The organism is Bacteroides sp. 14(A), assembly GCF_000526555.1.
Taxonomy (GTDB): domain Bacteria; phylum Bacteroidota; class Bacteroidia; order Bacteroidales; family Bacteroidaceae; genus Bacteroides; species Bacteroides cellulosilyticus.
The window spans coordinates 2,279,862-2,295,696 of record NZ_JAGH01000002.1 but is presented as its reverse complement, the minus strand read 5'-3'; the positions used below and the strand labels follow the sequence as shown (position 1 = coordinate 2,295,696).

Genomic DNA, 15,835 nt, shown 5'->3' with positions numbered 1-15,835 from the left:
CCATTTATCAGAATGTTACTTTCAGGCCACCAGAAATGGTACGTATAGGAGTGTAGCGGTCTGTTGAGGCAGTCGTATAGCTCATACGTGGATCAAGTCCTCTGCGGGCAGAGAAAAGAGCTACATTATCGGCTGCACCATAAACACGCAAGCTGCCGATACCTAAATTTCTCAACCATCTTTGGGGCAGTGTGTAACCTAATGTAATGTTATTGATAGCGAAATAGTCAGAACTTGTTAACCAACGATCTGAACTAGAATTGGTATATTTATCAATTGCATCTATACGCGGTATATCAGAATTCGCGTTTTCGGGTGTCCAGGCATTCAGTATATCTTTGTGCCAGTTATAACCAAGGTCATGTGAGCCACCACCATGCATCAACGCCTGATAACCACTATCATATATCTTTCCACCTAACTGATAAGCACACTGGATAGAAAAATCGAAACCGTAAAAATCCAATGTAGTGCCGATACCTCCATAAATAGTGGGGAGAAGATCACCGCTGGCCTGGCGGTTTGTGTTATAAGCAGCCGACCAGTCACTGGTTTTATATTATGCTCCGTCAGTATCTTTAGCCCAATACTGCGCCTCACCACTTTCATGGTCTACACCTGCATATTTCGTCAAATAGAACTGATATAAAGATTCACCTTCACGATAGATATAAGATCCATTAATCATTTCCCCTTTCAGGTCAGGGTGTAATTCAAGAATCTTATTTTTCATCATAGTTCCGTTCCAATTGATGACCCATTTGAAATTGTTAGTCTGAATCGGAGTGTAATTCAATTCAATTTCAACACCTGAGTTACGTACTGAACCGATGTTCATCGGGAACTGTGTATAACCATTGGACATAGCTACCGGCTTGTAATACAACATATCTTTCGTCTGGCGATTGAAATATTCGATGGAACCATCAACGCGTCCTTTCAGAAGAGCAAAGTCCACACCAACATTGAATGAATTGGATGTTTCCCAAGTGATATCTTTGTTTCCTTTATAGAAGAGTACACCGTCAGAGAATACTCCTTCCGAACCGCTCACTGTAAATTGATCTTGATAAGGATAATAGTTTGGGTATTCTTTATAAAGAAGGTTATCGTTACCTTGTTGTCCGAAAGAAGCTTTCAGTTTCAACATATTAATCCAGTCAATATGAGAAATAAAGTTCTCTTTAGCCATATCCCATGCAGCACTCACACTCCAAAAGTTACCCCAGCGATTATCCGGATGGAAACGTGAAGAAGCATCACGGCGATAAGAAGCACTTGCATAGTACTTTTCATCGAAATCATAGCTGGCACGTGTGATGATACCGATAGTAGCATATTCATCGTAGCTACCGGAACCATTTTTACGGTCGATCACATTTGAGGCAGTCCAGTTTTTATCACTATACATATTGTAGCCCAGAATATAATGAGATTCAGTATTATAATCCATACTCTCATATCCGGCCAAAATATCAATATGATGCACGTCAAATGCTTTTTTATAAGTCAGTAAATATTGCTGGTCCAGAGAATACGTGCGTGATGAATACTGTTGCACAGAACCGTTTTGGGATGCAGACTGGCCATAATACTTGTTACCTACAATATGTAAACGTGTATTATCCACATGCAAACCTAAAGAAGCAGTCAAAGACAGACCATCCAGAATATCTACTTTGGCATACCATTTCCCATTCAGGATATCCATTAAATATTCTTCCGTATCATAGAGAAAACTACTCATTGGGTTAGACATACTCATAAAGTTACGAGTGAAGTTTGTACTTTCACCATCACCATAATCATATATCCGATAACCGGTATTAGCGTCATGCATAATCTGACCTTCAGCATTACGAACATACATTGGATAAATGGGGGCAATGAAGTTACCTACAAAAAAGGCATTACCCGATGAAGTGGCTGCATCTGTGTCCTGATCTCCAGGATAGCGACTTTTTACATTTGCATAGCTTAAATTTACACCGAACTTCAGCCATTTCTTAGCTTGATAATCTACGTTTATACGACTAGAAATACGTTCGAAACCAGAGTTCTCAATAATACCGTCATCGGCAAGATAAGCAGCAGAGAAATAATAACTCAATTTGTCAGTACCACCAGATACGCTCAGATTGTATTCCTGACGCATGTTACTTTCAAACATTTCATCTGACCAGTTATCCGGTGTATAATAGTAATCACCATCACTATAACCCAACGTTGCATATGGATTCAGTTTGCCATCCCGACCTATCAGGTTCTGACCATTGGGCACATTGTAAATCTGATATCCTAAACCTGGAATCAAATCGGCATTAGCCTGTTGATAGGCTCTCTCAGCTGTATATTTACTATTATATACATAACCATTATATATGGCAGAGTATGCAGTTTCCATGTAAGTAGCTGCGTTTTGCAATACATCATAGTTCTTCACTAAACGCGAATTAGCTCCCCAACGTGCATCCAATGATACCAATGTCTCTCCGGTTTTTCCTTTTTTAGTTGTTACCAAGATAACACCATTAGCGCCACGAGCGCCATACAAAGCTGCCGCTGCTGCATCTTTCAGTACTGTCATTGACTCAATATCTTGTGAGTTGACGGCAGAAATGTCACCTTCGTACGGAATACCATCTACTACATACAACGGATTATTACTGGCATACATGGAGCCAATACCGCGAATACGTACTGTAGCTTTTTCTCCCGGCTGTCCATTTGTACTTTGTGTCTGTACACCTGATACTGTTCCGGAAAGAGCATTTGATATATTTGAAACCTGGCGTTTCTCCAGAGTTTCGGACTTTATCACAGAAGCTGAACCTGTAAATGCCGATTTCTTAGCCGTACCATAAGCGACCACCATTACTTCATCAAGCATTTCAGAGTCGGACTTCATGAAAACTTTTACAGTCGACTTTATAGCCACCTCCTGCGTCTGCATACCTATGTAAGATATTTGCAATGTTTTCGCAGAACTAAGTAGGTTGTATCTTGTTGATAATCAATAACAAATATATATTTATAGAACTCAAATCAAGACAATTATAATTTATTAAATATCTAGAAACTAGATATATACAAAACATGAGCATATATTTGTATCTACCTAAAAGTTCCTTTATTTGATTTTCAAATACTTAGTTATTAGTTAGTTACTGTTTGATTGTGAATATAAATGAGTGATAAAACCAATACTATGGGTTCAAGTAGAGATTAAAATGTATGAAATACTTAAATTTTCTACCCAAACCAGATTGGTAAATTGCATGCATATCAATAATTTACCACGTAGTCTTGATTTTTCAATAAAAAAGTACTATGTACAGTTGGGCTTAATACGAACAATTTCATTCTCACAAACAACAAATAACAGTATCGATAAAAACGATAAATAGAACATTTACTCTAACTTGCAATTAGCCTATATTAAATCAATATTTATTCTCTTATATAATAGTGAATTACAGGTTTAATTAGAAAAATAGATATAAGAAAACACCCTAAAAGTCATATATAAAACTTTTAGGGTGCATTTCAGCTAAAACAACTTTATTTTAAGAAGACTTTATTCGTATCCCGGATTCTGCTGCCCTTGAATATTAGGGTTAACATCAACTTCTGCTTGTGGAATAGCTAATATTATTCTGTAATCATCCCAGTTCGGAGATATTAAATCCGTTGAATTTAAGTAATGGTCAGTACCCTCACCTGGTGTTTTTTCACGGTTTAGGGTTAAACCCAATCGCATTGCATCGTAGAAGCGATGACCTTCCATGACCAGTTCCTTTCTTCTTTCTTTCAAAATAAGCTCTTCTGTCGCAGTAACATCTGTTAACTCGGGAACTGCACGTTTTCGAATCTCATTCAAATAGAAATCAGCTTTATCCTGATTGGGAGTTGATTTTTTCAGTGCAGCTTCAGCAGCTATTAAGTAGATATCCGATAAACGAAGTACGCGTACATTATTAACCGGTAATTTCCCATTATAGCCCGGGTATTTGTTGATAAACCTTATTTCTCCATTATTATCCGCTTCAAAAAGTCCCGCACGTATATCATTTGGATATTCAGATATTAAAGTAACAAATGCTTTTGTAGCAATTAACTCGCCATATCCATCAGGACCTGCTACATAACCAAATAATTCAAGGTTACCTGAACGAGTTTCATCAATGTCAATATCAAAAACTGATTCTGAGTTTTCTTTTTGTGCCCAAATAGAAAGATACTCTGCATTGGAAACCAATGAATAGGGGCCATCCTGTGCTACTTCATCAGCATATTTGAAAGCATTGTCCCAATCTCCTTTATAAAGATAAACACGTGCTAACAAAGCTTTTGCTGCCCAACGATTAATATGCCCATAGTTCGTTTCTTCATTTAAAAGACCGATGGCCTTCTCTAAGTCTTCTATAACCATCTTATAACCGTCAGCCACACTTGCACGTGAGGGTAGTTCATCTTCTGAGATAACCCGATCCGCCAAAGGAACCCCATAAGACGTACCATTATCTTTCAAATAAGGTGTACCATAAGTTAGTAATAAATTGAAATGGCAAAGAGCACGGATAGCAAGTGCTTCACCTTCCGAATTATCACGTTCAACTGTTTCTGGAATATTAATAATAACAGCCAGCATTGTGTTGGCGCTATTGATAATTCCATAAGGAATACTCCAAAGACCTTCAGGAGAATTGTTAATCCGGTGAATAAAACGATAATAATTCTCTGTGCGAGAAGCGGTCTGACCTATAGGCTGTATATCATCGCCACCGACTTCACCTCGTACCAGGAAATTACATCCATAAAAACTGGTATTTGTCAGCGTATAATACATTCCATTCAGCGCTTTGTCCAAGTCTTTTTGCTCGCTCAAAGCTTCTTCTGGGGGGAGAGCATCGTCGGGATTTACCTTCAAGAAATCATCGCAGGAGGTAAATACAATGATCGACACAACTGTAGCTAATATTAATGATTTGATTTTCATATTTGTTTCTTTTTTAATGTCAGTTAATTATAATCCGATTTCGAAACCAAATGTAAAGGTCTTTAATGCCGGAAATGCAAAGGAGGTGACTCCATTGATAGCTTGTTCCGGATCTACATTCTTATAAGCGGACCAAGTCAATAGGTTACTTCCGGAGAAGAATACACGTACATTATTCATTTTGGCAGAACGAACCCATCTGGATGGTAAGGTATAGGATAAACTTAAAGTTTTCAGACGGAGATAATTGGAACTTTTCATATAGCGGTCGCTGGCATAACGAGCATAGGGATTGCCATTAACACGACGAGGAACATCAGTTTTATCACCCGGTTTCTGCCATCTGTTCAACTGGTCAGCTGAGATATTGTAGTAAGGAGTTTCACCATCTGTTCCCAAATAAAGTAACTCAATATCATCCATGATATGTCCGCCCAGTGAATAAGTAAATAAAGCATTTAATTCCACACCTTTCCATGAAAGAGTATTTCTCCATCCACCAATAATAACCGGATCTGGTTTTCCTATAATAACACGTTGTGCTTTGCTCGGGTCCTTGGTCAATTCTTTATTAAGGCTTCCATCATTGTTCTTAGTATTTAAAACCCATTGCTCTTCACCGGTTTCCGGATCAACACCGGCCCATTCGCGACTCCACCAAGAGTAATAAGACTCACCTTCACGAAGAATACTGGTACCATCAATAATATCTTTGCCTCCATATAATTTTTTCACCTTATTGGAATTATGTGATAGGTTCAGGCCAGTAGTCCATTTCAGAGGAGTATCTCTAAATACATCCACATTTACATCCAATTCTACACCTTTATTTTGCATTTCACCCACATTTTTCAGAATTGAGGAAAAACCTGTAACTAAAGATACCGGTTGACTCTGAAGCAAGTCTTTTGTGTTGCGATTATAATAGTCGAATGTAATACCTACTCTATCGAAAAGTCGTGCATCGAAACCGATATTAAAATTATAATTCTTTTCCCACGATAAATCGGGATTTGCTAACTGACTAGGGAATGAACCAGGATTCTTCATATAGTTATAACCATATCCGATGAGCTGCATGTGGCCGGTCAGACTATTGGGTAATGTACCATTAACACCATAAGATGCACGGATTTTCAAGTCATTGATATAAGCAAGATTCTCCATAAATGCCTCTTTGCTGATTCTCCAAGCGGCAGACACAGACCAAAAGTCGGCCCAACGTTGATTTTCGCCCAAACGGGAACTTCCATCACGTCGATAATTAGCAGAAACATAATATTTGCTATCATAATCATAATTAATACGAGAGAGGAATGATAACATACGGTCATCGCTATGGCCAGAATAAGCGGTTTGAGGATCTGAAGCATTCCCCATTTCCGGTAATTTATCTGTTGGATAATTTTGGTTTACAGCTTGAACCATTTGCGTATGACGCATATCTATATCCCATCCAATCAAAGCATCTAGGTTATGCAAACCACCAAATGAATGATTGTAGTTTAATACAGTGGAAGAATAAAGATTCTGAAACTGATATGGAATCTTAATCATCAAACCGTTCTTACCCGCATTTGATCCATTTTGGGAATTGCTTGGCCACCATGTTTCTGAATTATTGAGAATGAAATCATAGCTAACAGTTTCTTTCAAGGTTAAGCCCTCAATAAATTGATATTGTGCCCATAAGGAGTTGGCACTTCTGAACACATCCGAAGTATTCCTTTCCAATCCCATATTTTCAAGCGGATTCATCATTCCTAACTGCGGGAAGGGAAAATCATTGTAATAAGAACCATCTTCATTATAAATAGGGATATTCGGCATACATACCCAATTTACCAAAAAGTAGGGATTAGCGTATGAACTTCCTTCATCTGCCATTCTTGAAAATTGCTTGGAGAATGTCACATTAGCACCGAATTCCAACTTATTATCTGATGATTTATGGCTAACATTCAAGCGACCGGTAAAGCCTTCGATACCAGTATGAATAGCCTTACCCTGTTCATCTTTATAAGCAAGGGAAGCATAAAACTTATTTTTCTCATTTCCCCCCTGAGCAGAGAACTCATAATTCTGACTGAATCCGTGATCTCTGAAAAGTACATCTTCCCAATTAGAATATTTATCGAGTAGAGGAGCATAAGAATCGGCCAGTTCTTGCGCATAAGCTTTTGCATTGGCATCATCATAACCGCCATAAATAACTGCTTCGTTATATCCGGCTTCGTAAACCAGTTCATGTGCTTGTTCCCCATTCACTTTCGGATGATTATTCACCGCCCAGTCTGAAAAACCAAAACTAGCTTTAAAATTTACGCTTGTTTTTCCTTCTTTTCCTCTTTTGGTCGTAATCAAGATAACACCATTGGCAGCACGCGAACCATACAAAGAGGCAGCAGCTGCATCCTTCAGCACCGTGATGGATTCAATATCATCAGGATTAATCGATGCCATTACATTATATGCTTTACTGTCACCACTAACACCAGATACAGCGATATCACCTGAGATGACAGGGACACCATCTATAACATAAAGTGGATTATTTGAAGCATTCATAGAACCTGTACCACGAACACGTATACTTAAGCCAGCTCCCGGTTGGCCACTACTTTGATTCACGGTTACACCTGGAGCACTACCTTGCAATGCCTGTTCAAATGTAGTTACAGGAATGTCTTTCAATGCTTTCTCTGCATTCACGTTACTTGCAGCTCCAGTGAACGAAGATTTCTTAGCTGTACCATACGCAACTACCATAACTTCTTCAAGCTGTTGTGCGTCGGCTTTCATTACAATCTTTAAAGTAGTTTTAATGGCTACTTCTTGAGTTTGCATACCAATGTAAGAGACTTGCAATGTTTTCGCAGAACTTAGTACGTAATATATTATTGATTATCAGACTTGTATTTTCAAGAATAGAACTATATTATAGATAACAATAAGTAGCTAAATATCTGATAATATGTGATATAAAAACAGTAAGATATATCTGTATCTACCCTATTCATCCTATTTTTATCCATATATACGTGATAATAAAGATAATACAACTATTATGGTTAAAATAAATAGTTCTAAAATGGCTACCATGAGTTTCTGACAAGACATGAATGTATGAAATAAATGATTTTTTATTAAAAAACTATTTATAGCTAATATATAAATGAAAAGCATTTTATTATGTCTCTTTTTATGTACAAAATAGTATATCTAGCAAAGTTGAATACATATAGTCTTACTTTTATAAATAACAAATGATTTTTTAGGCAAAAAAACGAATAACAGAGTATTCTTATTTACCTGTATCCTACTTACATAAGCTCAATATTTATTCTTATGTGCTATAACTTAGGAAGTGAAGAGTTAAACTTGATAATATAAGATTATTTATTTACTACATATAAATACATATTCTAAAAAATCTCATAATCCTGAGTCAGTTAAATGATGAAAGAAAAACATATTATATTAATTTATAAATATGAGAAAAAGCAGGTGTATCTCACGACATACCTGCTTCAACACTTTATTTAAAAACTCAATGAACCAAAAGTTCAAAGATGATTATCTTAATTATCAAATGGGTCAGAAATAGCTTCTTTAAACACTTTAATAACATTTGAAGGATCAGACGTATCAGTCATTGTTATGACAGAAGGATTCTTTTCATCATCTGCTGATAAATTAAATGTCACTCCCGTTGTTCCTTTAGAGAACGGGTAAATCATAAGATTCCACCCCAGTTGTTGGTAGAAATCTATTCCGACCTGATTACCACTCAAAGCAAAAACAATTTTGACTTGATTATCCCCCAATGTTGTTACATTAAAGAATAAATAGCCATCATTAAATCCTTCACACATCCAATAGAACGCCATTTGAGAACTTGAATAGGGGGTAAGAAATGCCATATTCAAATTTATACCATTAGGATCCAAAGCCTGCCTCTTAACGGCTGCCCAATAAAGTTGTCCCAATTCACCCATATTTTTATATGAGAAGAACCATTCGCCATTAATGAGGAAATAAGCCAAGGGGAATTTAGGTGTCAAGACAACTTCTCCTGATACAAGCTGTCCGTCATCTCCTACATCTTCAAATTCCAAGGTCTCTATTTTTTTTTCATTCAATTCCAGTGCCGTCATAAATCTTAATCCTGTAGGAGTCATTATATATGGAACTGTTACATTCTTATCTTCTCCATTTTCCTGATATGTAACAGTGAAAGTCCGATAAGATTGTTTCACTGAGGCAGTAAAACCTCCATCAGTATAGGTGAACTGGGCGAGTCTTGATATCTTTCCATCCATTTCAATAATGCTGTTCAGGTAGTCCTCCCAGCTTTCATTGAATGGAGTCATAATAATTTTATTTCCTGTTTTTTTCCCCTTCAGCACCACTTTTTCGGCAGTTGCTTCCATTATAGTGAATTCATAATCACCTTCCATTCCTTTTCCAGCCGTACCTATCCCCAGGTCATTTTTAGGGTCAGAGAATATATGGAAAATTTCATTATAAGTATCAAAACTCAATGTGGGGCCTGCTTGCTCTTTCATTCTGTAAGTACTTGTAGCTTTGGCTGTAGCATCACCTGTAATGTCTGCAGATACCGTCACCTTACCATCTTCACCGAAGAAAGCCAATACATTATAACCACCATAGATTTGTCCACTTGCCGGATAATATTCCATCAACCAGCCGTTCTGAGCTCCAACCAATACAGCCTTGTCTGCTGCCAATCTCTCTTCTATTCTGGTTGCTGCGTTTTCACCAAAAATATCTTCCGCTTCCGGTGAACATGCTACAAAAAGAAAAGAAAAGGTCAAGAAAAAGAGATAAATATATTTTTTCATATTCTATTTTCAATATTAAAGGGTTCCTAAATCCAGATCACCAATATTTTCTTCACGCTCTTGGACAATGTTATGCAGCATATCTATATCAATTCCCCAAGATTCCGCCAGATATTCTTTCACCATCTCAAATTTCTGAAGGATGATAGCAGCACCTGCCTCGCCGGCTTCATTCAAGATATTTTGCCATTGTGCTTTGGTGTAAGTCACATAAATAGCTATTGTCTCTACAAAATCTTCCTGAGTTTCCGTACTGGCATAGTTGGAGACAAAGCCCATTTGTCTGGCCTCTTGGTCCGTAATATTCATCCAGCCCGGTCCGGTATACTTACCAGCGGATATTGTATTGAAATCCGTAGAATAATTTTTTGTCTGGTGCAAGATATGTGCAAATTCATGGTGCATAGTTTTGAAATACCACTCATTTAGTATTTCAGCATCCGGATTTTCCGGATTCAGACCGTTAACATTGAAGAGCGTGATCTTCAGACCACCTTCTGCTGTTCCCAATACCATGGATCCACCCGACTTCTCATATTCCGGTGAACCGACAAAATGCAATACTTTAGGACAGTAAGTCGCTACGAATTCTTGACCTACCAGCTCTTCATAAGCTTCAATCCACAAATATTTCACTAATTTAGCCAACGCCACCGATTTATCATAAGCAGCCGGTGTCACATTGTACTTCATATCTGATTCTATGTCCTCAAATCTGTACTTCAGATCAATATTGTATGGTTCGGTATAGTTATTCAAAATCCATGTTTCAAAAGCATTGCGTTCCGGAGAAGACGTATCAAAAATGCTTTTGGAATCCAAGTCTTCTTCACTGCAAGACACTGCGGCCAATGCTAAAGCTAATAATATAAATACTTTTATCTTTTTCATACTCTTATTTTTTATTAGTTTCTGGGATTAGCGTCCAAACCTGCATTAATTACGTCCTGAGGTAATTGGAATGCTCTTCTGAGGTCATTTTTAGTCAGTATATCAGGACTTAGCCCCTCTCTATTATGTGAAATCTCAATACCGTAACGTTTGATGTCATACCAACGCAGACCTTCATGAATCGTTTCTATTCTACGGAGATGAAGAATACAGTGAATCAGGTTCTCTTGTTTCTCATCAACAAATTGAATAATCGGATTCAGCTCTTTTTTTACAGTACGCTGTGCAGCGCTTTCTATAGGAATCGGTGTGTATTCTATATTTTTATAAAAAGTATTGATATCATCCTCTGTAACGACAGGGGCTTTACCTACATAACAAACTGAAGTCAGCCAATCATTGATATCCGACACTGCCTTCCCATACTCAGGTTGTGCTTTCATGATGTATGCTTCGGCACGGCAAAGCAAAGTCTCATTGGTTGTAAAGGGTACTATGACCGCATGACGATAACCGATTCCATTTACCTTGTCTGTATATTCGAAATACATAGCTAATTTAGGGAAAGGCATTTTCTCCTGCGGGTTCCAAATTGTATTTGCAGCCACTAGGTTTGCAGCAGTGCCCCAAATGCCATCAGCACGAAGATTTTCATTATCACAAATTTCCTTGGCTTGCCCATAACGTTGTGACATACTATAAGGCCCATAAATGTAAGGCCATGAACTATTTATTGGAGTAATCAGCAAGTTGGCGGGAGACTTTGCCGCGATAAATGCGTCTCCTACATTCGTAGGATTAGATAATGTGCCAAAGTCGGCATCATAAGTACGTAACACTTTAGAAGGTACAGTTCCCAATACCACACTTGCATATTCTATTACCTTTTCGTAGTTTGATTTATCTGCTTGTAAATAATACAGATAGAAGCGAGCTGCGAATGCATGTGCAGCCTTTCTGTTGAAGTGATATTTGGGTACGGAATACAGATTGTCATTGATTAGTGGAAGTCCCTCTTCGATATCTGCTGCTATTTTAGAATAAGTTTCTGCCAATGTACCTCTTACATAGTGAGGAGCAACTTCTGCTTCAGGTGTAATTGAATAAGGAATACCCAATTTATTGCCTGCTGTTTCATAGTTGTATGCTTCGCAAAAAGTAGTAGCCAATACAAAGTGGCCATAAGCACGGCAGATCAAAGCTTCGCCTCTCTGGGCAGACAAACTGCTTGGATTCCCCATTTGTTCAATAGCCTGTAGGGCATGATTAGCCGAAGCGATTGCCATGTAGCATGCATCCCAGATTCCTTGAGGAGCATCTCCATCCGTATCGGTAACAATGTCTTGCCACAAATATGCATCTTCTTGTGACTGGCTTTCAACAGAATATAAAGAACCGTTATCCATAGCATTATCTGATGCCATTTCAGCCATCATGATCGGGTAAGCAGTAGGATAGGCTGAAACCAGCAAAGAAGTGATTTTAGCTTCGGTATCTATTTCTGCTCTGTTATCCGGCATAGTGTCCAGAAAGTCACTACATGATGAGAGCATAAAAGCAGCCGTTATAGCTGAATATAGTATATTTATCTTTTTCATGTTTCTAAGATTTTAATATTTAAATTCCCATTCTTAATGTTAATGTAAACTGCTTGGGTACCGGAGCTGCAACACCACCTGTATTGAAGAATTCCGGATCTTGTCCGTTCAGTTTGTCATCAGAATAAATCAGGAAAAGATTGGTTGCCTGCAATTTTAAAGACAGGTCACTCAACTTCAAATGACTGATCCATGATTTCGGGAAATCATAAGACAATGATATTTCTTTCATTCTAATGAAGTCTCCCTTAGCTATACGGGCAGTAGAATAGTTGTATGCATTATATGCACGACTCAAATATTGATCTTGCTGATTCATGCGTCTATCTGCAATGACAGGGACATTGGTTCTGTTTTCATCACCTGTAACAGTCCAGCGATTTTTAAATTCTTTAGGCATAGCGTCCAAATCAGAATATTTATTGCTGAAAACAGGATCCAGGCGTACTACATTGCCAAAAGAGTAAGTAATAAAGGCATTCAACTTGAAGCCTTTATAACTAAACACATTACCAAAACTTCCTGTAATAGTAGGATCTGTAGGACCTTCATAAACTAGATGATCTTTATTATTACGTTCTTGGAAGTTGATGTCACTTGTAGTCAATACACCTTTCTCATTGATGAAAGTCGGTACACCATCTTCATTCAATCCCTTGAAGTCCATAGAGAACAGTGAACGTACCGGATAACCTTGCTGTGCAAATCCTGATCCTGAAATCATGTCAATCACACGTGAGTTTGAGTATAACTCCGTAACTGTGTTCTTTGCATGAGAGATTATAAAATCGGTATTCCACTTGAAATCCTTAGTCGCAATGTTGCGGGTAGAAAGGGTGAATTCGACACCATGCGAACGCATACTTGCGACATTTGCATATTTGGCAATCTGCCCTCCTACACCCATTGTGTTGATAATACCGATCAGATCATAGTTATTGCGTCTATACCAGTCAAACACCAAGTTAATGCGATTATTAATAAAACCGATATCTGCACCAAGGTTTATTTCGTGTTTCTTTTCGTAGGTGAGTTCACTGTTTTCCAAATCGTATATTTCCAGACCTGACTCAGATACACTGGCAAATGGTCGATAAGGATTATATGACTGGATTACCACACGTGAATTGGTAACATTAGCCGGACCACGATCAGCTGTTAAAGAGTAGGACGCTCTTAGTGTCAAGTTGGATAAGGTAGGGGTAAGATCTTCAAAGAAAGCTTCCTCATGCATGTTCCATGCACCCGAAACGTTCCATGTAGGTAACCAGCGTGAAGAACGGCTCTTACCTAATTTATTAGAACCTTCATAACGCACTGTACCGTTTACAGTATATCGACCTTTGTATGAGTAAGTACCAGTTGCAAAGAAGGCTACTTCACGAGAACGGGTCTCTTCAACTGTATAGTACTGAGAGTTTTCTTCTTTTCCTTGTTTGAAGAACAAATATTCATAAGAAGGCAACATACCCATATCATATTGCATACCTACACCATTGAACCAAGTCTTGCTTCTATCAGTTGCAGTCAACTGCATACCACCAAAGAGGTTGATTACATGATCTTCTGCAAAAACATCATTATAGCTGATAGTGCCACGGAAGTCATAACTGTTCATTCCATACTTGGTTTCACGATAAAAACCACCAACTGGCAATACAGACAGCGGTAATGAATTGGCAACATCTGGGTCTGTATACAACCATGGGTTAGCATCTCTCATGGTAGCATCATCCATGGCGCGATAAGCCCATGCCTGATTTGAATAATCGGTAATACTGTGAGATTGCGTTGTAGAAGAATGTTTATAAGCACCCAGAGCTGACAATTCCACTTTTTTGAATGGCTTCCATTTCAATTCACCTTGAAATTTTAAATCTACTACATTCAAGTCCATGTTATTATTATCCAATTCATGAAGAATGTTGAATGGAGCATAGTTACGAACATAGTATTCATTTGGATCAAGAGCGCGTGAAGTGTTCAATGCATAAGAATACGGATTGATATCAAAGTCACGTCTAACCTCACCACTTACTACGTCTATGCTGGAACTTAATGTTCCGGGAGCCTTTTGTTTACGATAAGAAGTGCTTCCAATTAAGTTCAAAGAAACTTGTTGCGAAATATTATATAAAGCATTGATATTGGCAGTATAGCGCTGAACAGAGCTTTGCTTGGTCCATCCCGGATCGCTCATCGCACTAAGAGAGGTGTAATACGAAGCTTTCTCAGTACCACTGGACATGCTGATAGCATGATTCTGCGAGATGCTATTATTAAATAGGATATCAAACCAATCAGTATTTCTGTATTCAGCCTGCTGTAGGTAACCATTTATTGCCTCTGGTGTATTAGCCAAACCAAATTTACCGTTAGAGTAATCATTGATAAGGTGATACATCTTACCGTATACACCACTATCAGAAGCACGATACACGTCAGAAAAGTTTAGATAGCCATTACTGGCCATTGTTTTGTACACGTCCATTTGTTCCTGAGAATCCATGATATTGAAGTTTCTATAGTTAGGCTTCATACGCATTGTGAATTCTCCTGTATAACTGATTTTGTTACTACCAGCTTTACCTTTCTTAGTCGTTACAACAATCACACCCGCCATAGCGCGTGCTCCATAAATAGAAGTAGCAGAACCATCCTTCAAGATTTGGAAACTTTCAATATCATCTGCATTTAATCCAGCTATAGCGGAACTGATCAATGTAACAGCATCTCCTGAAGACAAATCATCAGCACCTACTTCCGTCACGTCTTCCATGATGACACCATCTACCACCCATAATGGCTTCGAACTACCATAGATAGAAGTAGCACCACGCACGCGAATTTTAGGTGCTGTACCAAAAGTACCGGATACGTTCTGTACAGATACACCGGCAGCTCGTCCTTCTAAAGCACGGCTTATTTCTGCCATACCGTCCATTTTCACATTATCTGCTGACAATTTTGTTGCTGCTCCGGTAAATAAGCGCTTATCCATACGTTGCATACCGGTAACAACAACTTCTTGAAGTATTTCGCTATCAGTCTTCATTGTTATCTTCAAATGAGACTTAATGCCTACTTCTTCTTTTTTCATACCAATGTAAGATATCTCCAATGTTTTCGCAGTACTAATGCAGTGTTTATTTTACTAGAAATCAATCAATTAATATATATTAAAGGACTAAATATTACGTACTTCCAATTTTGTAATTATTTGAATATAAACATCTTATATATACCTGAATTAATTAAAGTCTACCAGTATTACCCCATATTTAGAAGATATTATATTGAAATTCAGTAATATACTGTTCTTGTCAAGGCGTAAATGAACTATCAAATGATTACTGTGCGTTTAATTCACTGCATGAATGTACAAAATAATACATAATTGGAAATCAATAATGATCAGCGGTTCACACGTAGAGGTAAATATAATTGGAAGTCTATATTTTTCAACTAAAAGTCATCATTCA

Annotated in this window: 6 protein-coding genes and 1 pseudogene; all 7 read right to left on the bottom strand. The window is 37.9% G+C overall.

Annotated features, from left to right (window positions below):
- Positions 1–7: 7 nt before the first annotated feature.
- A pseudogene (locus K429_RS28850) lies at positions 8–2,989 on the bottom strand (SusC/RagA family TonB-linked outer membrane protein); the annotation flags it as partial.
- A gap of 588 nt (positions 2,990–3,577) precedes the next feature.
- Complete coding sequence (locus tag K429_RS0116110; RefSeq protein WP_197031247.1) at positions 3,578–4,999, bottom strand: RagB/SusD family nutrient uptake outer membrane protein; 1,422 nt, start codon at positions 4,997–4,999, stop codon at positions 3,578–3,580.
- Positions 5,000–5,026: 27 nt separating this feature from the next.
- Positions 5,027–7,897, bottom strand: a complete 2,871-nt coding sequence (locus K429_RS0116105) for a TonB-dependent receptor (protein ID WP_255347649.1) — start codon at positions 7,895–7,897, stop codon at positions 5,027–5,029.
- Positions 7,898–8,580: 683 nt separating this feature from the next.
- Complete coding sequence (locus K429_RS29475) at positions 8,581–9,864, bottom strand: DUF4302 domain-containing protein (RefSeq protein ID WP_026367591.1); 1,284 nt, start codon at positions 9,862–9,864, stop codon at positions 8,581–8,583.
- Between the two features lie 15 nt (positions 9,865–9,879).
- Positions 9,880–10,755: a putative zinc-binding metallopeptidase gene (locus tag K429_RS0116095; RefSeq protein ID WP_026367590.1), complete on the bottom strand. Its 876-nt coding sequence runs from the start codon at positions 10,753–10,755 to the stop codon at positions 9,880–9,882.
- Between the two features lie 14 nt (positions 10,756–10,769).
- On the bottom strand, positions 10,770–12,353 hold the full coding sequence (locus K429_RS0116090) for a RagB/SusD family nutrient uptake outer membrane protein (RefSeq protein WP_022208338.1): 1,584 nt from the start codon (positions 12,351–12,353) through the stop codon (positions 10,770–10,772).
- A 19-nt stretch (positions 12,354–12,372) separates the two neighbouring features.
- Entirely contained in the window at positions 12,373–15,492 is a 3,120-nt protein-coding gene (locus K429_RS0116085) for a SusC/RagA family TonB-linked outer membrane protein (protein WP_255347648.1), read from the bottom strand.
- Positions 15,493–15,835 lie beyond the last annotated feature (343 nt).